Origin of the sequence: Mordavella massiliensis, assembly GCF_016902415.1 — a bacterium.
GTDB classification, from domain to species: Bacteria; Bacillota; Clostridia; order Lachnospirales; family Lachnospiraceae; genus Merdimonas; species Merdimonas faecigallinarum.
Genome location: NZ_JACJLV010000006.1, coordinates 1 through 21,575, shown reverse-complemented (window position 1 = coordinate 21,575; position 21,575 = coordinate 1). Strand labels below are relative to the sequence as shown.

The window sequence follows — 21,575 nt, the reverse complement described above, 5'->3', positions numbered from 1 at the left end:
AATTAATGATTTGGGAAGACCGTTTGTTTATGATACGATAAAAGAAATGATATCGAGATAACAAGTCAAATGATAGAAGTTAGGAAGTTGGTTATGGCGGAAGAATACGAACGGTATAGTAAAACAGTATTTGAGATTTTAGAAAAAAATGATCAGATAGATGATATGGTTCGGGAATTATCAGCGGCTTTTGATCTTCCGGTGATCATTACAGATCCATGCGGGAAAACGCTGGTCGATTCCGGAGCGGAACAGTTTTATGAACTACTTGGGATATCCGGGGACGGTGAGGATTTCTGGACAGGCCTGATGGGAGAATATTATGCAGGCGAGAATCCGGAACATGAGAAAACAGAAGAGAAGGTGTTGAAAAAGGACGTGGGGAAAGGCGTCATGGCTGCAAGTCCTCTGCTGGTACGGGGGATTATGAGTGGTTTCTGTATTACTTACCATGAAAAAAAGAGAAATGCCTGCTCTTTGAACAGTCTGATCACTGGTGCGGTTTCGATAGGGATGAGCTGGAATAAACAGATTTACGGATATCGGGACCTGGGAACCAAGCAGATGTTGAGCAGACTTCTTCTTGGCAGGGATGCCCGCCCGGATCAGATCCCGGAGAGCGGAGGAGAAGCGTTTCGTAAATATGTGGTCTGTCCTTATGTTCTTGTAGTAATGAAGACTCCACAGGATTTTATGAAGCACGGCAACCATTTGCACAGGGAAATCTGCCATCATTTTGATGATGTCCTGATATGTATTGAAAAAGGAGAAGCCGCCATTTTGTTTACCAGATGTAATTCCGTGGAAAAGCAAAAGAAGGCAATGCTTCTGGCGGAAAAACTCACCTTGGAATGCGGGGGAACTGCCGCGGCCGCAGATGTATTTCAGGATGAAAAACAGATATGGAAAAAGCGCCGGATCCTGGAGAGGATTCTTGAAATCGGAATGAAAATGGAGCCGGAGAAACATTTTTTCACAGAGTATGAATATTATATGGAACTGGTCTGTTCTTATGCTTATGAACAGATGGGAGCCGAAGGATACGGCTGTCAGGATCTTGACCGTCTGGCAGCGGAAGACAGGGAAAAAGGTACGGATTTTTATAAAAGTTTAAAGGCATATCTTCTTTCCGGCAATAATGTAAATCATGCGGCAAAAGAATTGTTTATCCACAGAAATACGATGGTTTACCGCCTGGCTAAGATTCATGAAATTATAGGTTACGATATTAACCAGCCGGATGTGGCCAGACGCCTCCTTCTGACGATGACTCTCAGAGAATTTCAGCGCGGACAAAAAGAGTAGATTGCATTTTAGACCGGATATGATAAGATAGTGTCAGCAAGAGAAATTGGAGAGGGTATATGAGACTAGTTAAAGATCTGCCCGAGATATTTGAACAGTTCTCAGAGCAGAAAAGAGAATCTTTCCTGGAGGTAAAAAAATATAAAGAAGCCGGGAAGCCGGTGATCGGAGCCTATTGTTCTTATTTTCCAAGGGAACTTGCCATGGCAGTAGGGGCCATTCCTGTAGGACTTTGTTCATCATCCAATGATACGGTTGTAATTGCTGAGCAGACATTGCCGGCAAATATCTGTCCTCTGATTAAGTCCAGCTATGGATTTGCGGTTTCCGACAGATGTCCGTTTTACTATTTTTCGGATATCGTGGTGGGTGAAACGACCTGTGACGGGAAAAAGAAAATGTACGAACTGATGTCCGATTTTAAAGAAGTCTATGTAATGGAACTTCCGAACCGTCAGTCAGAATATGGTCTGGAATTATGGAAAAAAGAAATCATCCGATTCAAAGAATATCTGGAAGAGTATTTTCATATTGTCATTACTGATGAAATGGTAAAAGATGCGATCCATTTAAGTAATGAAAACCGCAGAGCAGTACAGAGGCTGTATGGGTTAATGAAACTGGATCCGCCGCCGATGACAGGAAAAGAATTATTTCAGATCTTGTATGGAAATAAATATCAGCTGGACCTTCAAAAGGTTCCGGAGGTCCTGGATACCGTACGGGAGCGGATCCTGGAGGAATATCAAAAGAATCCGCCGACTGGAAGAAAGCCCAGGATTCTGATCACCGGATGCCCGATGGGCGGGGATTCGTCCAAAATCGTGGATGTGATAGAAAAACATGGAGGCGTGGTGGTTGCATTTGAAAACTGCACCGGCATTAAGGCTCAGGACCGGCTGGTAGATGAGGATAATCCGGATCTATACGCTGCGCTGGCAGAACGATACCTGATGATCGGCTGTGCGGTTATGACGCCAAACGACAACCGCATTGAGCTGTTGGGGCGTACCATTGATGAATTTCATGTGGACGGGGTTATTGAAATGATTCTTCAGGGGTGCCATTCCGACAGCATCGAATCTATCAGCGTAAGGAATTTTATTCATGAAGAGAAACATATCCCTTATATGGATGTAGTTACGGATTTTTCCCAGGCAGATATTGCCCAGCTGACAGTCAGGATATCCGCGTTTTTGGAAATGTTGTGAAAGAAAAAAGGAAATAAGATACTGAAAAATCGTCGAGGTCATTTGACTTCGACGATTTTTTTGTGGAGAGAATTTAAGATGATACGTAACAGGACCAGGGTATCAGCTATAGAGAAAATAAATAAGATGTCTTAAAAATAGAAGAATTGTATGGACAAAATACACAATAGTAAGGGCGAAATTTGTTTTCACTGCCAATGAAGTCAGATATCCCGCATGGTATAATTTTACAGATTCAGCGAAAAAGCGACACAGTAAGGAACATGGGAGGGAGAACATTGATTGAGATTAATAATCTGAAGAAGATTTGGGAAGATGATGGCAGCAGTGTGCTGGAAGGCATCAACCTGAAAATCGAAGATGGTGATATTTATGCACTGGTGGGACGGAGCGGAGCCGGAAAATCTACGCTTCTGCGATGTATCAATGGTCTGACATCTTATCAGGAAGGAAGCCTTAAGGTGGACGGATGTGAGGTAAAGGATCTGAAAGAGAAAGAATTACGAGAGTTCCGCAGACATGTGGGGATGATCTTTCAGCAGTTTTCTCTTTTGGAACGCCAGACTGTGTATCAGAATGTAGCACTTCCCATGCAGTGCTGGAAATATAAAAAAGAAGAGATTGACCGGAAGGTCAGGGAATTGCTGGAACTTGTGGGTATGTCGGACAAAATGAATGCGAAGCCCAGAAACTTAAGCGGCGGGCAGAAACAGAGAGTGGCGATTGCAAGGGCGCTTACCATGGATCCGAAGATCCTGCTTTGCGATGAAGCAACCTCAGCGCTGGATCCCAAAACAACGAATTCTATTCTTGAACTTTTGATGGAAATTAATGCAAAAACAGGAATTACAGTTGTTATTGTTACGCATCAGATGGAGGTTGTAAGAAAAGCCTGCAATAAAGCCTGCATCCTGGAAGGCGGAAGAATTGCAGACGAGGGTTCTGTAAGAGAAATCTTTATTAAACAGCCCCAGTCTCTTAGAAGACTTCTGGGAGAAGAAGAGATGAAACTTCCAAAAACCGGCCATAACATTCAGATCGCGCATCTGGTTAATGGACTGGAGGATGGAGAACTTTTCGGGAAAATGTCCAGAGACCTGGATTATGTATTTCCCATTCTGGATGGAAAGATCATGGAGTACCAGAATGATCATATGGGAATATTTGTGATCAATGTAGATGACGAACATCTGGATGCTGTTACGGATTACCTGACACAGAGAGATTTCAACTGGCATGAACTTGAAAATCTCAGCAAAGAAGAAAAGGAAGGAGAAAAGTAATATGGCATTAAATAATTTTACATTTGCAGAAATTTGTCAGATGATTATTGTTCCGGCTTTTTTTGATACGCTGAAGATGCTTTTGATCTCCGGAGTTTTATCTACTTTTCTGGGATTCTTTGTAGGCGTGGTTCTGATTATCACAGAAAAGGGTGGATTGTGTGAAAATGTAATCATTAACCGGATTCTGGATTTTATTGTTAATACGGTACGTTCTTTTCCGTTTATTATTTTAATGGTATCGATCATTCCGTTTACCCGTCTTGTGGTAGGGACATCGATTGGAGATACTGCGGCTCTGGTGCCGCTGACCGTGGCGGTCACACCGTTTATGGGGCGTATTTTCCAGAATAGTTTTAAGGAAGTGGATCCGGCTTTGATTGAAGCAGCAAAATCTTTCGGTGCGTCCAAGGCGCAGATCGTGGTAAAGGTTATGTTGAAAGAATCGATTCCTTCTATCATTTCCGGTCTTTGCCTTGCCATCATTAACCTGCTGGGTGCAACAGCTATGGCTGGCGCTGTGGGAGCAGGCGGGCTTGGAGCAGTGGCTCTGACGTATGGGTATCAGAACTTTAATCAGGAGATCATGTATTCTATCTGTATAGTTTTGATCGTCCTGGTTGCGGCTATCCAGTATTTCGGAGACTGGATTTATAAAAAATTGAAATAGTTAATAAAAATAGAAAACTCTATTTTTAGGATATTATTATTTAAGAAAGGAAACAAAGGATTATGAAAAAGAAAGTATTGAGCATGTTTTTGGTAATGGCTATGGCAGGAACTCTGCTGGTTGGCTGTGGAGGCGGTTCTGATGAGTCTTCTGCGGATGGTTCCGGTGAGAGCGGATCTTCCGAAGAAAAAACAACTGTAAAGATTGGAATCCGTGCCGACATGGTAGATCAGCTGGAATCTGTCCGTGATGAGATTGAGGCGTTGGGATATACTGTGGAAGAAAGCGTGTTTGATGACAGTGTTCAGCCGGATGTCGCGTTGGCAGAAGGAAGTCTGGATATGAACTGGTATCAGCATGAACCCTATATGCAGAGCTATAATGCGGAAAATGGTACAGATCTTGTGATGATCGAACCCAAAACATTTTATCCATTATTTGCGATGTATTCAGATAAATGGGAGTCTGTAGATGAGATTCCGGATGGCGCAACCATCGGGCTTTGCAACGATGCCACCAATCAGGCACGCGGCCTGAATATGTTGGAGTCTCAGGGCCTGATCACGCTGGATGATTCTGTAGAGTCTCCGACCATGTATGATATTGCTGAAAATCCGCATGATTTTCAATTTATTGAAGCGGAAATGTCTGTACTGCCACAGTCTCTGAAAGATGCAGATGCCATCTGCCTTGCAGCAGGACACATGGTGAATGCGGGCCTTCCGGCGGATAATTATCTTTGCCAGTCTGATGACAATGAAACATATGCAGTGGGATTTGTTGTAAGGTCCGAAGACAAAGATGCTGAATGGGCAAAAGAGATTGCAGAAGCAGTTCAGTGTGATGATCTGGCTGAATATTTTAAGACAGATAAAGCAGGAACACAGATTCCCTGCTGGGAATAAGCACCGGAAATCATAGATGTGATAAGAAAAGGGCGGCAGTCTGGCTGCCTTTTTCTTCGTAAAGAAGAATAAAGGAGACAGATAGGGTGGAATTAGCAGCAATGACACTGTATAAAACAGTGGTGATGGCCGTACTGGCGCTGGTCGGTGTGTTTTGTTATCATCAAAAGATGATAGATGAAGAATTGAACAAAAAACTGTCGGATCTGGTTCTGATGGTTTTTACACCGATTCTGTTGTTTACTTCATTTCAGACAGAGTATGACCGCTCTTTGTTAAAAGGGCTGTTTGTAGCCACAGTTCTGTCTCTGGTATCGTTTGCGGTGATCTGGGGAATCAGCAGGCTGGTGATCCGGGGACAGGATCCGGATACGGCATGCGTGGAGCACATTGCGCTTATGTATTCGAATTGCGGATTTATTGGAATTCCGATGGCGCAGGGGCTTTTCGGGCCAGAAGGAGTCATGTATATGACAGCTTATGTGGCAGCAGCCAATTTTCTCCTTTGGTCCCATGGGGTAATCGTGATGTCGGGGAAGGTAGATCGCAGATCAGTGAAAAAGGTGTTTACTTCTCCGACAATTCTGGCAATTGTTGCAGGGGTATTGTGCTTTCTTTTCCAAATCCAGATACCGGAGATGGCTGAGGAACCTCTGGAAATGATCGCGGGGATGAATACGCCGATGGCAATGATCGTGGCAGGCGTTAATATCGCACAGACAGATTTGCTGCAGTGCTTAAAAAGATGGCGGCTGTACTGGTTGTGCGCGGTCAGGCTGTTGGTAATGCCAGGAGTATTGGTGGGGATTTTTCTGTTGTTTCCGGGGCAGGGTATGGTAAAGACGATTATGGTACTTGCTTCAGCCTGTCCGGCGGGAGTCACCGGCAGTCTGTTTGCTGTCCGTTACGGGAAAGATGCCGGATACGCATCGGAACTGTTTGCTTTGTCGACAGTGCTGTCAGTGGTAACGGTTCCGCTGATGATGTTGCTTTGTGGATAAGGAGGTAAGTGAAAATGGAATTAATCAAACTGGAAATGACTCCAAAAGAGCGGGCGCTTGCCTACGCAAGAGGAGAAGAAGTGGACCGGATACCTACATCTCTCAGCGCTTCAGAGACCGCGCCTCCACTTTACGGAATACCCATTTGTGATTATTATTTTTCGGCAGACGCCATGGTGGAAGTGGAAACACGGCTGGCAGAAGATTTTCAGGCGGATAATATGGGGATCGGGCTGGGGCTTCGTACACTGGTAGAAGCATTAGGAACGGAACTGGCATATCCAAAAGAAAGTGTATCTTATATTGTGAAACCAGCATTGGCGTCTTTACGGGATGTGGAAAACATGGAACTGGTGAATGTGGAAAAGGACGGACGTTTTCCGCTGATCACAGAAGCGTTTGAAAGGTTGCAGGAGCGTTTTGGAGAGGAGCGGATATTGGGCAGCGGCCTTGCCGGACCATTTACGACGGCGGCCAGCCTGTATGGAACAGAAAAATTTTTAAAAGCAACGGTAAAGGATAAAGAGGGAGTGCACAGACTTTTGCAATATACCACGGACTGTGTTGTGAAATGCTGTCAGGATCTGAACCGTAAGCTGGGGATTAAGTTTACTCTGTCAGAACCGATGGTGTCCAAAAATCTGTTGAGCAAGCGGCAGTTTATGGAATTTTTTATTCCATACCTCAAACAGTCTGTGGAGAGGATGAATCAGTTTCAGGGTTCCACTGGTATTCATATCTGCGGTTCTACGCATGACCGCTGGGCGGAAGTGGTGGACGCCGGAATCGGCAGTTTCTGGGTAGACAATTGTGAAAGTCTAAAGGAACTTAAAGAGGCTTTCGGAGACCGGATCGCGATCAGCGGAAATGTGGTTCCGGTCGATGTGCTGCGCAATGGCACCCCGGATGAAATTGCAGAAAATATCCGTCAGTGTATTGCAGATGCTGCAGATAATCCCTGTGGATATAATTTGTGCCCCGGCTGTACAACGCCTGTCGGCACTTCTAAAGAAAATATGATCGCATTTATGAATGCGGCTGCAATTTACGGAAAAGGAGCCAGGAAAGGGCAGATGCCTAAAGGAATGAAAAAATATGTATAGATCGTAATCAGTCGTATGAACGGGGACGGGGGATTTTCGAAAATCCCCCGTCCCCGTTCACTATTTAATGTCAAATTCCGGATTGATGGCATAGAAGTTTCTGCTGTCCAGATGGTCCTGCACGATCCGCAGACTTTCGCCGAATCTCTGATAATGTACGATTTCTCTTTCCCGCAGGAAGCGGATGGGGTCGCAGATCTCAGGATCTTTGATCAGACGCAGGATATTGTCGTAGGTGGTGCGGGCTTTCTGCTCCGCAGCCATATCTTCGCTTAAGTCTGTGATGGGATCGCCTTTGGACTGGAAATAAGTTGCGGTCCACGGGGTTCCGGCGGCTGCCTGGGGCCAGAGCGCCAGCGTGTGATCCACATAGTATTTGTCAAAGCCGTATTTTTCGATTTCTTCCGGGGTCAGGTCTTTGGTAAGCTGATACACAATGGCGCAGATCATTTCCATGTGGGCCAGCTCTTCGGTGCCGATGTCGGTCAGGATCCCGGTTACTTCTTTGTACGGCATGGTGTAGCGCTGTGAGAGATACCGCATGGAGGCGGCGAGTTCGCCGTCCGGGCCGCCGAACTGGGAAATGATGACCTGGGCCATCTTAGGGTTGGTGCGGGTGATCTTTACCGGGTACTGTAACCTTTTTTCATAATTCCACATAAACTAGCATCCTCCTTCCTGCCACGGCCAGGGTTCGTTGATCCAGCACCAGCGGTCTGACGAGACTGCGGCGGTGTCAAGGGTCAGGGGGCCGTAGTATCTGGCATATTCCTTCAAAGCCTCTGTGCGCTGCTTTTTCAGCGCGTCAAAACATTTCAGGGCTTCCTGATTGCCAGGGTGGGTATCCAGAAACAGTTTGGTGTCGTCCGCGGCAAAGCTTACCACGTTGATCCAGTCTAAGAGCTCTCTGCGGCAGGGGCGTTTACGATCTTCCATTGCAGCATCCTCCTGTTCCCCGGAATGGTTTATCCAGTTCTTCAAAAATTGTTCCGCGCTGGAAGGCCTTTTCTGCCTTGTAGATTCCTTTCCACTCCTGCCAGGGGGTATAGGTCATGGCGATGGGAAGGTCTGCCAGGTCGCCCTGATCGGCGCGCGTGCCGCAGGAGGCGTCTGCCGGGAGCGGACAGTTTCCGGTCTGCGCCACATTTGACGCGGCCTGCCTGGCACAGCCGGACGCCCGGGAAATGCCGGAAGCAGAGTATCGATAATTTGGCATCAGTCATGCTCCTTTTCGCGCAGTCTTCGGATCTTCCGAAGATTGCTCCAAAACATTTTCAATAATATTGTATGGCGTATGCCTGTAACTGTGCATATCTTCCGCAGGACCGTCATATATTTCTGGTTGCAATTTATTTTTATATCTGATTAAATATATACGATGGGAGTGTAATCGGATGAGTAATATGCAGAAAAAACCTCGAAAGAAAATAAAAGGCGCGGTGTATTTTGACTACAGCCTGCTGGCGGTCCTGGTGTTCCTGGTCTGTTTCGGCCTTGTTATGCTGTACAGCAGCAGCGCTTACGGCGCTCTGGTAAAATACAATGACAGCATGCATTATTTTAAGAGACAGATCTTCTTTTGCGTGCTGGGATTTGCAGGAATGTATGTGGTTTCCAGGATCGATTACCATGAGTATATCAAATGGGGAAGGAAGATTTTTTATTGTTCTATCGTGCTGATGGCTCTGGTGCAGACGCCTCTGGGCGTGGAAGTGAACGGCGCCAGGAGATGGATCCAGCTGCCGTTCGGGCAGCAGTTCCAGCCCGCAGAGGTGACGAAGATCGCGGTGATCGTGTTTATCCCGGTGGTGATCTGCCAGCTGGGAAAGGAGATCAAGACGCTGAAAGGCATGGGACAGGCATTCCTGTGGGGGCTTCTGGCGGCAGGGTGCGTGTATATCCTGACGGAAAACCTGAGTACAGCTATTATCGTTATGGGAATTACCTGTGTCATGATCTTTGTGGTCCATCCAAAAACCAGGCCGTTTGTGATCCTGGCCTGCGCAGGTCTTGTTCTGATCCTGATCGGTGTGCAGATCCTGGGGGCGATGCTGTCTACCAGCGAAAGCTTCCGGCTTCGGCGTATCCTGGTATGGCTGAATCCGGAGGAGTATGCTTCGGAAGGCGGATACCAGGTGATGCAGGGGCTTTATGCCATCGGCTCCGGCGGATTTTTCGGAAAAGGCCTGGGAAACAGCGCGCAGAAGATGATGATCCCGGAAGTGCAGAATGATATGATCCTTTCTGTGATCTGTGAGGAGCTGGGTGTGTTTGGCGCGATCATTGTCCTGGTGCTTTTCGGTCTTCTTTTGTTCCGCCTGATGTTTATCGCGCAAAATGCCCCGGATGTGTACAGCTCCCTGGTGGTGACGGGTATATTTACCCATATTGCGCTTCAGGTAACGCTGAACGTGATGGTTGTGATCAACCTGATCCCGACGACCGGGATCACGCTGCCGTTTATCAGTTACGGAGGAACCGCAACCCTGTTTTTGATGGCGGAGATGGGGATCGCGCTGGGAATCTCCAAGAAGATCAAGTTTCAGGAATAAAACCCTTTTCATTCCGGTACAACTATGATATGATTAAATATGTAGTATTAAAAACTACGTATAATAGATGCGAAAGACGCGCTTGAGATTATAGACAGGGGCGTGCCGGGAGGGTGAAAATGAGTTATAAAATTATTGTAGACAGCTGCGGAGAACTGACAGAGGAGATGAAGGCGTCCAGCCATTTTGAGACGGCTTCTCTGCAGATTGAAGTAGCAGGACAGCGCATTGTCGATGATGAGACCTTTGATCAGGCGGAATTTCTGAAGCTGGTGTCCGCATCGCCGGAGTGCCCGAAATCATCCTGTCCGTCACCGGAAAGATATATGGAAGGGTACCGCTGTGAAGAAGAGAGAGTCTACGCGGTTACCTTATCAGCAGAACTCAGCGGTTCTTATAACAGCGCTGTACTGGGAAGGGATCTCTACCGGGAAGAATACGGAGAAAAAGACATTTACGTATTTAATTCGCGGTCGGCTTCCGTAGGCGAGACCCTGATCGCCATGAAGATCCAGGAGTGTGAGGAAAAAGGAATGAGCTTCAGGGAAGTGATAGACATAGTGGAAGCTTACATTCAGGAACAGGACACTTACTTCGTGCTGGAGACACTGGACATCCTGCGGAAGAACGGCAGACTGACCGGCGTAAAAGCGGTAGTCGCCACAGTGCTCAATATCAAGCCGGTGATGGGAGCGACAGACGCGGGGACGATCTGTCAGCTGGGACAGGCCCGCGGGATCAAAAAGGCGCTGGTCAAACTGGTAGATGAAGTCATAAAGAAACTGGAAAATTCCAAAGAAAAGGTGCTGGCGATCTCCCATTGCAACTGCCGGGAGAGAGCAGAATATGTAAGGGATATGCTCAAGGAACGGGCACAGTTTAAAGATGTAGTCATCCTGGATACTGCCGGGATCAGCAGCATGTACGCCGCAGACGGCGGAGTGATTGTGGTTGTATAATCCTCCGGACTGTGGTAGAATGACTTTCAGAGCAAGTCTGAAAGAAGGAGTATAGCAGTATGAGCCAGGAGAAAGTAGATAAATATAAAGCAGAAAAAGCAAACCGCAAGAAAAATATAAAAAAGCAGAAGCTTCAGAATGCGCTGCATAAATGCGTGATCGGCGTGATCGGGCTGGCGCTGATCGGCTGGATCGGATATTCCGCGTACAATACGTACCAGACCAACCGGCCGGTAGATGAGATCCAGATCGATTACAGCGCGGTGGACGAGCTGCCGCAGGAACTTTCACAGGCGAGGGAAGCAGAGGCGGCCGAGACGCCGGCGGAATAAGCGGATAAAACTGTCGTGGGAACCACACGACAGTTTTTTTATTGCAATTTGGGACGTAGACCTTTTGCAAAGGTCTACGTCCCAAATTGCATTTTGCCCTGTCCCAAATCGTAATTTACCCTGTACCCACTTGAAAAAATCTTTGAAAAAGGGGTTGAATTTGCCTGAAAAGTAGTTTACAATGGGGTCAAGTGGTAGAAAGTGGTTAAAAGTGGAGCAAAGTGGTAGAAATGTGGAAGCCACTTGCGAGAAGGGGAAAGTTCTATGTTGAAAGGAGAGTACAGTCATAATATTGACGCCAAGGGCAGACTTATCATTCCTGCGAAGTTCCGTGACGATTTAGGGGAGCATTTCGTCATTACCAAGGGAATGGAGAACTGCCTGTACGTATATCCGGAAGACGAATGGACCACCTTTGAAGCGAAGCTGAATGCCTTACCGACCACCACCGACAAAAAAGCACGTGCATTTGCGTACTTCTTTCAAGGCGCAGCAACTGACGGAGACCTTGACAAACAAGGCCGGACACTCATCCCGTCAAATCTCAGGGAATTCGCACAGCTGGATAAGGAAGTTGTGTTTATCGGTATGGGGAAGCGTGCCGAGATCTGGGACAAGCAAAGATGGGTAGAAAAGAATACTGAAGTGGAAGAGAACATTGAAGATATCGCATCGGATATGGAAGCCAGCGGATTCAGTATCTAGAGGGAGAAGATATGGAATTCCAGCACAAATCAGTATTGCTTGAAGAGACAATCGAAGGATTGCACATCAGGCCGGACGGCACATATGTGGACGGAACGCTTGGTGGAGGCGGACATGCTTACGAGATAGCGAAACGCCTCGGGGACAAAGGGAGTATTATAGGTATAGACCAGGACGCGGCGGCCATCGAGGCTGCAGGCATCCGATTAAAAGACTTCGGGGAGAAGGTCACGATAGTGAGGAGCAACTATTGTGAAATGAAGTCGCAGCTCCAGAAACTGGGAATTGACAGGGTCGATGGAATCATCCTTGATCTGGGCGTATCATCTTATCAGTTAGATACGGCAGAACGTGGATTTTCTTATCGCGAAGATGCTCCGCTGGATATGCGGATGGATACCCGTCAGGAAAGGACGGCCAGGGACATCGTCAATGACTACAGCGAAATGGAGCTTTACCGCGTGATCCGTGACTACGGGGAGGATAAGTTTGCGAAAAATATCGCCAAACATATCGTAGCCGCACGCAGCAAAGCGCCAATAGAGACTACCGGACAGCTGAGCGGGATCATCCGCCAGTCGATACCGATGAAGTATCAGAAAATGTCCGGACATCCGGCAAAACGGACGTTTCAGGCGATCCGCATCGAATTAAACAGAGAACTGGATGTGTTGAAAGATTCTCTGGATGATATGATCGATCTTCTGAACCCGGGAGGGAGGCTGTGTATCATCACCTTCCATTCGCTGGAGGACCGGATCGTGAAAAGCGCGTTCCGGAAAAACGAACATCCATGTACCTGCCCGCCGGATTTTCCGGTGTGCGTGTGTGGAAAAGTATCAAAGGGGAAGGTAATTACGAGAAAACCCATCCTTCCCACCAAAGAAGAGCAGGAGTATAACAGCCGTTCAAAGAGTGCGAAGCTTCGTATTTTTGAGCGGGCATAGATTAGGAGAAAGGGGCACGTATTTATGGCAGCGAGACAGTCATATACCCGGACAAATACCAGATATGCGGACCACAGAGGCGCGGGCAGAAGCGCATCTGCGGCATATGTGTATGGTAATACTGTGGCAAAACCGGTATATGAGCCGGATCATGAACGCGTGCGCAGGCAGCGGCCGCAAAAGAAGGCCAGCAGCCAGGTCCGCAGGAACAGAAAGCAGGCAATGCATATGAATGCCGCTTATGTGATCTTCCTGACAGTTGCAGCGATTGCAGTGCTGATCATCTGTATCAACTACATCAGACTGCAGTCAACGATCACAGAGCATTCCAAGAGCATCACCGCCATGCAGGAAGAGCTTGCGAACCTCCGGGAAGAAAATACCACCAGGGAAAATGCAGTGCTGGACTCTGTCAACCTGGACGAAGTAAGAGATCGGGCACAGAACGATCTGGGAATGGTATATGCCACACCGGATCAGATCGTAACATATGAAGATCCTGCAACCGATTATGTCAGACAGTTTGAAAATATTCCGGAAGATGGAATGCTGGCACAGTCAGAATAGAGTGCAGGACAGGTGAAACTATGGCAAGACGTACAAAAAATTTCTTTCGGAAAAAATTTTCCAAAAATATGCAGAAAAAGCTAGTAATGCTCTTCGCGGCAATTATACTAGCTTTTGTTTTCTTAGTTGGAAGAATTACATATATCAATGCGGCAAATGGTGAAGATTATACCCGGATCGTCCTGGATCAGCAGCAGTATGACAGCAGGACCATCCCGTTTAAGAGGGGCGACATTGTAGACCGGAACGGCACGAAGATGGCTACCAGCGAGCGTGTGTACAATGTGATCCTGGATATGAAGACCATGCTGAGCGATGAAGATCATATCGAGCCCACCATTCAGGTGCTGAAGGACTGCTTTGAGATTGATGAGCAGGAAGTAAGAGACCTGATGGAGGAAAAGCCGGACAGCAGGTACAATATCCTAAAAAAAGGCGTAGACTATGAAACATACAAAAAATTCCGGAACATTGAAAAGGATACGGAAAAGTATCCGGATGTGGAAGGGATCTGGCTGGAGGAAGACTATGTCAGAACATATCCCTATAATACACTGGCCAGCGATGTGATCGGATTTACGGTAGACGGAAATGTGGGAAGCAACGGGATCGAGGCTGCCTACAACAGCATTCTGAACGGCACTGACGGCCGGGAATATGGCTATCTGGATGACACCTCCACAGTGGAGCAGACCGTAAAGGAAGCGGTGGACGGCGATACCGTAGTGTCCACCATTGACCTGCAGGTTCAGAGCATCGTGGAACAGCACATCCTGGAATTTAATGAACAGCACAAAAATGAGGTTTCCGCAGGAGAAGGAAGTAAAAATACAGCCGTTATGGTCATGGATCCGCAGAACGGCGAGATCCTGGCGGAAGCATCCTACCCCAATTATGACCTGAACCAGCCAAGAGACCTGACAAAGTATTACACAGAAGAGCAGATCGACGCCATGTCCGACGAGGAACAGCTGGAGATCCTGAACTCCATGTGGAATAATTTCTGCGTCAGCGATACCTATGAGCCGGGTTCCACTTTTAAGCCCTTCACCATAGCGGCAGGGCTGGAGACCGGCATCCTCAAAGGAGACGAAAACTATTTCTGCGGCGGTATGCTGCACGTGGGAGATCACGACATCCACTGTAATAACCGGAACGGACACGGGGCCCAGACTCTGAAGCAGTCTCTGGAAAATTCCTGTAACGTGGCGCTGATGGAGATCGGCGAGGCGCTGGGAGCAGAAGAATTCTGCAGATACCAGGAACTGTTCGGTTTTGGAGAATACACAGGCATTGACCTTCCCGGAGAAGGCGATACCTCCGGTCTTTTGTATACGCCGGAAAATATGGACCCGGCCAGTCTGGCCACCAATGCTTTCGGGCAGAACTTTAACGTGACCATGACCCAGCTTGCCGCTTCCTTTTGTTCTCTCATCAATGGAGGAAATTATTACGAACCTCATGTGGTAAGGCAGATCCAGGATGAGAATGGAAATGTAACAGAAAACAAGTCTCCGGTACTTTTGAAGAAAACGGTTTCAGAAGAGACCTGCGAGATCATCAAGGATTATATGTTCGGAGTTGTGGAAGAGGGAACCGGAGCCTCCGCGGCGGTTGAAGGTTACGATATCGGCGGAAAGACCGGTACTGCAGAAAAGCTGCCCCGCGGCAACGGGAAATACCTGGTGTCCTTCATCGGATACGCGCCGCAGGAGAATCCGGAAGTTGTGGTATATGTGGTGGTGGATGAACCCAATGTACTTGCCCAGGCTTCCAGCGGTTATGCCACAGAACTGGCTTCCTCTATCATGGAAGACATTTTCCCGTATCTTGGCATTACCAAATCCGCGGACGCGGCGGAGACGGACGAGACGGCGGATCTCACCGGAACCGGCGAGGAAACGGATCTTACCGGAACGGACGAGACAGGCATAGTCCTCAATTAAGAGAATAACCCCGCAAATGCTGTAATAAGTTATAAAAACAGTGTTTGCGGGGTTTTTTATGCGCAATAAAACGTATCACAGACGAAAGATGCTGGTGGTATTTCTTGCAGCTCTGGCGGTGATCCTGGGTCTTTTTGCAAGGCTGGTCTACCTGATGGTTTTTGAAGCAGAGTACTACCAGAAGAAGGCGGAAGATCTGCATGAGAGGGAGCGGGATATCAAGGCGGCCAGAGGAGAGATCCTGGATGCGAACGGGACCGTACTGGCGTCCAACCGCACCGTCTGTACGGTGTCGGTGATCCACAGCCAGATCCAGGACCCGGATGGGGTGGTCCGGGGGCTTGCCGGTCTTCTTGATATGGAAGAAAGCGAGATCCGGAAGAAAGTGGAGAAGGTCTCTTCCATCGAAAGGATCCGGACCAATGTGGATAAAGAAACCGGAGACCAGATCCGGGCCCTGGGGCTTGCCGGCGTAAAGGTGGATGAGGACTATAAGCGGTACTATCCTTATGATGAGCTGGCTTCGAAGGTGCTGGGATTTACCGGCGGAGACAATCAGGGGATCATCGGACTGGAGGTGATCTATGAAGAATATCTGAAAGGGATCGACGGGAAGATCCTGACCACTACCGATGCCAGGGGGATCGAACTGAACGGCGTGGCGGAAGACAGGATCGAACCGGAGGCTGGACATACCCTGCAGATCAGTCTGGATTACAACATTCAGACCTATGCCCAGCAGATGGCGGAAAAAGTGATGGAGGAAAAGCAGGCGGAAAAGGTGGCGATCCTGATGATGAATCCGAAGAACGGAGAAATCCTTGCCATGGTCAATGTGCCGGAATTTAACCTGAACGATCCATTTACCTTAAATACGCCGGACGGGGGAGAAAGCCTTTCGGACGAGGAAAAGCAGGAGGCCCTGAACCAGATGTGGAGAAACGGGTGCATCAATGATACCTATGAGCCGGGTTCTGTTTTTAAGATCGTGACCGCTTCGGCCAGTCTGGAAGAAGGAGTGGTGGATCTTGACGATACTTTCCAGTGTCCCGGCTACCGGATCGTGGAAGACCGGAAGATCCGCTGTCACAAGGTGGGCGGCCACGGGGCCGAAACCTTTGCGGACGGCATCCGTAATTCCTGCAATCCGGTGTTTATTGATATCGGCCTCCGGCTGGGGGCGGACCGGTTCTATGAGTATTTCCGGCAGTTCGGCCTGATGGAGCTGACCGGTGTGGACCTGCCCGGCGAGGCGCAGACCATCATGCATAAAAAGGAAAATGTGGGGCTGGTGGAGCTTGCCACCATAAGTTTTGGCCAGTCTTTTCAGGTGACGCCGATCCAGATGGCAGCCACGGCCAGCGCCCTGATCAATGGAGGCAGACGGGTGACGCCCCACCTGGGCGTCCGGATCCTGGACAGTGAGGGAAAAAAGGAGATCCGGACACTGAATGACGCGCAGGGGAAACGGATCCTGTCCGAAGAGACCTCCGCCCAGATGCGGACTCTTCTGGAAAGCGTGGTGGCGGAGGGCTCCGGGAGCAACGCCTATGTGGAAGGCTACCGGATCGGCGGGAAAACAGCCACCTCCCAGACCCTTCCAAGGAGCGCGGGAAAATACATTTCTTCTTTTCTCGGATTCGCGCCTGCAGACGATCCGCAGATCCTGGCGATGTGCGTAATCTATGACCCGAAGGGCGTTTATTACGGGGGAACCATCGCAGCTCCGGTGATCGGTGATATTTTCCGTAATATATTCCCCTATCTTGGCATTGAAAAAGAGTAGAAAATGCAGTATACTATGTAAGGTTAAGTATAAGGATCAACGAAGAAGATAAAGAGGTGGATTATGGATTATACAGTATTTATACCGGTACTCATTTCCTTTGCGTTAAGTGTGATCATGGGACCGGTGATCATCCCGGTACTCCGCAGACTGAAGATGGGACAGACCGAGCGTGAGGATGGCGTGCAGTCTCATCTGAAAAAGGCAGGCACCCCGACCATGGGTGGTGTGATCATCCTTCTGTCGATCGTGATCACATCCGTGTTTTATATTCCCAGTTACCCCAAGATCATTCCGATCTTGTTTGTGACGCTGGGATTTGGCCTGATCGGATTTCTGGATGACTACCTGAAGGTGGTGATGAAACGCTCCGACGGCCTGTATCCGAAGCAGAAGATGGCGCTGCAGATCGTAGTGACTGCTGTGTTTGCATTTTATCTGGTGAAATTTACAGACGTATCCCTTGCCATGCTGATCCCGTTTTCCGGCGGACAGTATCTGAATATCGGGTGGCTTGCGATCCCGCTGTTATTCTTTGCGGTGATCGGAACGGTCAACGGCGTGAACTTTACTGACGGCCTGGACGGTCTTGCTTCCAGCGTGACGGTGCTGGTTGCCACATTTTTCACCGTGGCGGCGCTTGGAACTGACAGCGGCATTTCCCCCATCACCTGCGCGGTAGTGGGAGCGCTGCTGGGATTTCTTCTTTTCAATGTCTATCCGGCCAGTGTGTTTATGGGAGATACCGGTTCCCTGGCGCTTGGCGGATTTGTAGCTTCTGCCGCCTACATGCTGCAGATGCCTATTTTCATTATCATCGTAGGCCTGATCTATCTGGTGGAAGTACTGTCCGTGATCATTCAGGTCACATATTTCAAAAAGACCGGCGGAAAGAGAATCTTTAAGATGGCGCCGATACATCATCATTTTGAATTATGCGGATGGTCAGAGACCAGGGTGGTGGCCGTATTTTCTATCATAACGGCAATCCTGTGTCTGATCGCCCTGATGGCAATGTAGGAGGAAGATACAGATGGAAGTAAAAGGCAGAAAGGTACTGGTATTTGGAGCCGGCATCAGCGGGATCGGAGCCGCAGGGCTTTTGGAAGCAAACGGGGCGGATGTGATCCTCTATGACGGCAATGAAAAGCTGGATCCGGCATCCTTAAAAGAACAACTGGGCGAAAAAAGCGGCGCGGCCGTACTGACCGGAAAACTGCCGCAGGAGACGATCACCAGTCTGGATATGGCAGTGTTAAGTCCCGGTGTGCCCACAGACCTTCCGGTGGTCCTTGCCATGAAAGAGGCAGGAGTTCAGGTGATCGGAGAGATCGAGCTGGCCTATCAGTTCGGGAAGGGTGATGTGCTGGCGATCACCGGCACCAATGGAAAGACCACAACAACTTCCCTGCTTGGACAGATCATGAAGCAGGCGAGGGAAGAGGTATATGTAGTAGGAAACATCGGCAATCCCTATACCGCTGTGGCGGGACAGATGACAGAGCAGGCTGTGACCGTGGCAGAGATCAGCAGCTTCCAGCTGGAGACCATCCGGGAATTCCGCCCGAAAGTCAGCGCGATCCTGAATATCACGCCAGATCATCTGAACCGGCATCATACGATGGAGGCCTATATCGAGGCGAAGGAAAATATCGCCGTAAATCAGACAGAAGATGATTTCTGTATCTTAAATTATGAGGACAGGCTCCTGCGTGAATTTGGAGAAAATCTGCGGGCAAAGGTTCTATATTTCAGCAGTCAGCGTAAACTAGAAGAAGGAATCTTTCTGGAAGACGGGAAGATTGTTCTTTGCCTGAACGGGCAGAAAGAGACGATCTGCCATGTCGATGAACTTCAGATCCTGGGAACCCACAATCACGAAAATGTGATGGCCGCGGCAGCCATGGCTTATGTCTACGGCGTTCCGGCACAGACGATCCGAAAAAGCGTGTTAAGCTTTGGCGGTGTGGAACACCGGATCGAGTATGTGGCAGAGAAAAACGGCGTAGCCTATTATAATGATTCCAAGGGAACCAACCCTGACGCAGCCATCAAGGGGATCCGCGCCATGAAGCGCCCCACCGTGCTGATCGGCGGCGGGTATGATAAGGATTCCGAGTATACGGAATGGATCGAAAGCTTTGACGGAAAAGTAAAGAAGCTGATCCTTCTGGGCCAGACCAGGGAAAAGATCGCAAGGGATGCAAAAAAGTGCGGGTTTACGGATTATGTGTTCGCAGACAGCTTTGAAGAGGCAGTCCATATGGCTGTGAAGGAAGCGGTATCCGGAGACGCGGTGCTTCTGTCCCCGGCCTGCGCCAGCTGGGATATGTTTCCAAGTTATGAGGTACGAGGAGATAAGTTCAAAGAAATCGTAAATTCCTTATAAGGAGAAGCATAGATTGATCAGGCAGGGAAAAAGAAATGTGGACGTGACGATGCTGGCGGCATTTTGCCTGCTGCTGCTGTCCGGGCTGGTTATTTTGTACAGTACCAGCGCCTATAACGGAGAAGTCAAGTTCCAGGACGCTTTTTACTATCTGAAAAAACAATTGTTTGCCGCCGCTCTTGGTATTGCCGCCATGTACGGGGCGGCCAGGGTGGATTATCATTTCTGGAGGAAGCTTGCGGTGCCGGGATATCTGGCGGCGCTTCTTCTGTCCGTGGCAGTACTGCTGGTGGGAGAGGAATATAACGGGTCCAAAAGATGGCTGTCTTTGGGCCCGTTTTCTTTTCAGCCGTCCGAATTTGCAAAGGTGGCGGTGATCATTTTCCTGGCCCATGAGGTGACAAAGAACAGCGCCGATATGGGAAAGATGCGCGTGATGCTGAAGATCATGGGGATGATCCTGCCCATTGTGGGACTGGTGGGAGCCAGTAACTTAAGTACCGCCATTATCATTCTGGGGATTGCTGCGGTGCTGATCTTTACGGCCAGCCCCAGATACGGCCAGTTCGTGATCCTGGGACTGGCGGCCGCAGGATTTCTGGCCGTCTTTCTGGCGCTGGAAAGCTACCGGCTGGAGCGGATCGCCATCTGGAGAGATCCGGAGGCTTATGAAAAGGGTTATCAGACGCTTCAGGGACTGTATGCCATCGGCTCCGGCGGCCTGTTTGGCAGAGGGCTGGGGGAGAGCATTCAGAAGCTGGGATTTGTTCCGGAGGCGCAAAATGACATGATCTTTTCCATCATCTGCGAGGAACTGGGACTTTTCGGGGCAGGAATGATCCTTTTTCTGTTCCTGGTGCTGATCTGGAGATTTTACGTGACAGCCTCCCGCTGCACGGATCTTTTCGGGGCGCTTCTGGTCTTTGGGGCGATGGCCCATATGATGATCCAGGTGATCCTGAATATATCCGTTGTGACCAACACGATCCCCAATACAGGGATCACCCTGCCTTTTGTCAGCTACGGCGGTACATCGGTGGTGTTTCTACTGATAGAAATGGGGCTTGTATTTGGCGTATCATCTCTGGTAAAATAAGAAAAACATGGTATAAGGGGAGTATACAAATGGGAAAAAAGAAGACAAAGCGAAAATCGCACCGGCTTTATGCCTTTGTGGTGCTGCTTCTTGCGGCGGCCATCCTGGTGCTGAGCGTGCTGGTTCTTTTTTATGTACAGCAGATTAAAGTAGAGGGGAATGAATATTGTACGGACCAGCAGATCGTTGATACCGTACGAAGCGACAAGTATTCGATCAATACCTTATATATCGCAGGCAAATATGCCATCGGGAAAGGAAAGAGCCTGCCCTGTCTGGAGAGCATCCATGTCAGTCTGTCCGCGCCCTGGACGCTGAAGGTGACAGTCAGGGAAAAGCCCATTGTCGGATACCTGGAAAATAAAGATAATTATGCATATTTTGATAAAGAAGGAATGGTCGTATCCATGTCTCCGACCCTGATCGAAGGCCTGCCCTGTATCGAAGGGGTCAGCATGAAGGACATTAAACTCTACAGCCGTCTGGAAACGGACGACAGCAAGATCTTTGAGGAGATTCTGGAAACGTCCCAGGAAGCGGTGAAGCAAAAGATCAGCGCGGACCGGATCGTATGCCGGGGAGACGAGATCTATCTGGATATCGGCAAGATCTATGTCAACCTGGGCAATCAGGTGTCTTCCGACCAGATCGCGCAGATCCCGCCCATCCTGGAAAAGCTGGGCGGACAGGAGGGAACCCTGCATCTGGAGAATTATTCGGAGTCCAGTGATACGATCACCTTTGATATTGGAGAAATTCCGCAATAAAAATGAGAAAAATAGCTAATTTCTATTGATATTTTGTACAAAAGTCTATAT

General features: G+C 48.7%; 22 protein-coding genes. 19 read left to right on the top strand and 3 right to left on the bottom strand.

The genetic code is table 11. The features are described 5' to 3' along the window. The first annotated feature begins 93 nt into the window (after window positions 1-93). The 7 genes from H6A13_RS02870 (at window position 94) to H6A13_RS02840 (ending at window position 7,478) form a co-directional block, all read left to right on the top strand. Window positions 94-1,305 carry a PucR family transcriptional regulator gene (locus tag H6A13_RS02870; RefSeq protein WP_204908123.1) on the top strand — a complete coding sequence of 404 codons (1,212 nt, stop codon included), beginning with the start codon at window positions 94-96 and terminating at the stop codon, window positions 1,303-1,305. 59 nt (window positions 1,306-1,364) lie between these two features. Further along, a complete protein-coding gene (locus tag H6A13_RS02865; protein WP_204908122.1) occupies window positions 1,365-2,516 on the top strand; it encodes a double-cubane-cluster-containing anaerobic reductase in 1,152 nt (383 codons plus the stop codon). 278 nt (window positions 2,517-2,794) lie between these two features. Next, window positions 2,795-3,799, top strand: a complete 1,005-nt coding sequence (locus H6A13_RS02860) for a methionine ABC transporter ATP-binding protein (protein WP_204908121.1) — start codon at window positions 2,795-2,797, stop codon at window positions 3,797-3,799. Between the two features lies 1 nt (window position 3,800). Then, the gene (locus H6A13_RS02855) at window positions 3,801-4,469 is read left to right on the top strand and encodes a methionine ABC transporter permease (protein WP_204908120.1); all 669 of its coding nucleotides are present in this window, start codon (window positions 3,801-3,803) and stop codon (window positions 4,467-4,469) included. 62 nt (window positions 4,470-4,531) lie between these two features. Further along, the gene (locus tag H6A13_RS02850; RefSeq protein ID WP_204908119.1) at window positions 4,532-5,374 is read left to right on the top strand and encodes a MetQ/NlpA family ABC transporter substrate-binding protein; all 843 of its coding nucleotides are present in this window, start codon (window positions 4,532-4,534) and stop codon (window positions 5,372-5,374) included. Between the two features lie 86 nt (window positions 5,375-5,460). Then, the gene (locus H6A13_RS02845; RefSeq protein ID WP_204908118.1) at window positions 5,461-6,375 is read left to right on the top strand and encodes an AEC family transporter; all 915 of its coding nucleotides are present in this window, start codon (window positions 5,461-5,463) and stop codon (window positions 6,373-6,375) included. Between the two features lie 14 nt (window positions 6,376-6,389). Then, complete coding sequence (locus tag H6A13_RS02840; RefSeq protein WP_204908117.1) at window positions 6,390-7,478, top strand: uroporphyrinogen decarboxylase family protein; 1,089 nt, start codon at window positions 6,390-6,392, stop codon at window positions 7,476-7,478. Window positions 7,479-7,538: 60 nt separating this feature from the next. Here the strand turns inward: H6A13_RS02840 and H6A13_RS02835 are convergent, their stop codons facing one another. The 3 genes from H6A13_RS02835 to H6A13_RS02825 are packed head-to-tail and all read right to left on the bottom strand — an operon-like array spanning window position 7,539 to window position 8,694. Beyond that, window positions 7,539-8,138, bottom strand: coding sequence for a manganese catalase family protein (locus tag H6A13_RS02835; RefSeq protein WP_204908116.1), 600 nt, complete (start codon window positions 8,136-8,138; stop codon window positions 7,539-7,541). Window positions 8,139-8,141: 3 nt separating this feature from the next. After that, window positions 8,142-8,414, bottom strand: a complete 273-nt coding sequence (locus H6A13_RS02830; protein ID WP_204908115.1) for a spore coat protein CotJB — start codon at window positions 8,412-8,414, stop codon at window positions 8,142-8,144. Further along, window positions 8,401-8,694: a spore coat associated protein CotJA gene (locus H6A13_RS02825; protein ID WP_204908114.1), complete on the bottom strand. Its 294-nt coding sequence runs from the start codon at window positions 8,692-8,694 to the stop codon at window positions 8,401-8,403. The genes H6A13_RS02830 and H6A13_RS02825 overlap by 14 nt, the downstream gene beginning before the upstream one ends. A gap of 178 nt (window positions 8,695-8,872) precedes the next feature. Between H6A13_RS02825 and H6A13_RS02820 the strand changes: the two genes are divergently transcribed. The 12 genes from H6A13_RS02820 (at window position 8,873) to H6A13_RS02765 (ending at window position 21,524) form a co-directional block, all read left to right on the top strand. Then, a complete protein-coding gene (locus tag H6A13_RS02820) occupies window positions 8,873-10,030 on the top strand; it encodes an FtsW/RodA/SpoVE family cell cycle protein (RefSeq protein WP_204908113.1) in 1,158 nt (385 codons plus the stop codon). A 119-nt stretch (window positions 10,031-10,149) separates the two neighbouring features. Continuing rightward, the gene (locus tag H6A13_RS02815; RefSeq protein ID WP_204908112.1) at window positions 10,150-10,989 is read left to right on the top strand and encodes a DegV family protein; all 840 of its coding nucleotides are present in this window, start codon (window positions 10,150-10,152) and stop codon (window positions 10,987-10,989) included. 59 nt (window positions 10,990-11,048) lie between these two features. Then, the gene (locus tag H6A13_RS02810; protein ID WP_204908111.1) at window positions 11,049-11,321 is read left to right on the top strand and encodes a hypothetical protein; all 273 of its coding nucleotides are present in this window, start codon (window positions 11,049-11,051) and stop codon (window positions 11,319-11,321) included. Between the two features lie 264 nt (window positions 11,322-11,585). After that, window positions 11,586-12,026, top strand: coding sequence for a division/cell wall cluster transcriptional repressor MraZ (gene mraZ / locus H6A13_RS02805; protein ID WP_204908110.1), 441 nt, complete (start codon window positions 11,586-11,588; stop codon window positions 12,024-12,026). Between the two features lie 11 nt (window positions 12,027-12,037). After that, window positions 12,038-12,973, top strand: a complete 936-nt coding sequence (gene rsmH, locus H6A13_RS02800; protein ID WP_204908109.1) for a 16S rRNA (cytosine(1402)-N(4))-methyltransferase RsmH — start codon at window positions 12,038-12,040, stop codon at window positions 12,971-12,973. A 24-nt stretch (window positions 12,974-12,997) separates the two neighbouring features. Beyond that, the gene (locus H6A13_RS02795; protein ID WP_207751831.1) at window positions 12,998-13,540 is read left to right on the top strand and encodes a hypothetical protein; all 543 of its coding nucleotides are present in this window, start codon (window positions 12,998-13,000) and stop codon (window positions 13,538-13,540) included. A 20-nt stretch (window positions 13,541-13,560) separates the two neighbouring features. Next, window positions 13,561-15,486 (top strand): peptidoglycan D,D-transpeptidase FtsI family protein, encoded by a 1,926-nt coding sequence (locus H6A13_RS02790; RefSeq protein WP_204908108.1) that lies wholly within the window; start codon window positions 13,561-13,563, stop codon window positions 15,484-15,486. Between the two features lie 58 nt (window positions 15,487-15,544). Further along, window positions 15,545-17,272 carry a peptidoglycan D,D-transpeptidase FtsI family protein gene (locus tag H6A13_RS02785; RefSeq protein WP_204908107.1) on the top strand — a complete coding sequence of 576 codons (1,728 nt, stop codon included), beginning with the start codon at window positions 15,545-15,547 and terminating at the stop codon, window positions 17,270-17,272. Between the two features lie 63 nt (window positions 17,273-17,335). Continuing rightward, on the top strand, window positions 17,336-18,292 hold the full coding sequence (gene mraY / locus H6A13_RS02780) for a phospho-N-acetylmuramoyl-pentapeptide-transferase (RefSeq protein ID WP_204908106.1): 957 nt from the start codon (window positions 17,336-17,338) through the stop codon (window positions 18,290-18,292). Between the two features lie 13 nt (window positions 18,293-18,305). Then, window positions 18,306-19,661 carry a UDP-N-acetylmuramoyl-L-alanine--D-glutamate ligase gene (gene murD, locus H6A13_RS02775; protein WP_204908105.1) on the top strand — a complete coding sequence of 452 codons (1,356 nt, stop codon included), beginning with the start codon at window positions 18,306-18,308 and terminating at the stop codon, window positions 19,659-19,661. 13 nt (window positions 19,662-19,674) lie between these two features. Beyond that, window positions 19,675-20,757, top strand: coding sequence for an FtsW/RodA/SpoVE family cell cycle protein (locus H6A13_RS02770; protein WP_204908104.1), 1,083 nt, complete (start codon window positions 19,675-19,677; stop codon window positions 20,755-20,757). Window positions 20,758-20,786: 29 nt separating this feature from the next. Continuing rightward, window positions 20,787-21,524 carry a cell division protein FtsQ/DivIB gene (locus H6A13_RS02765; protein ID WP_204908103.1) on the top strand — a complete coding sequence of 246 codons (738 nt, stop codon included), beginning with the start codon at window positions 20,787-20,789 and terminating at the stop codon, window positions 21,522-21,524. Window positions 21,525-21,575: the final 51 nt, after the last annotated feature.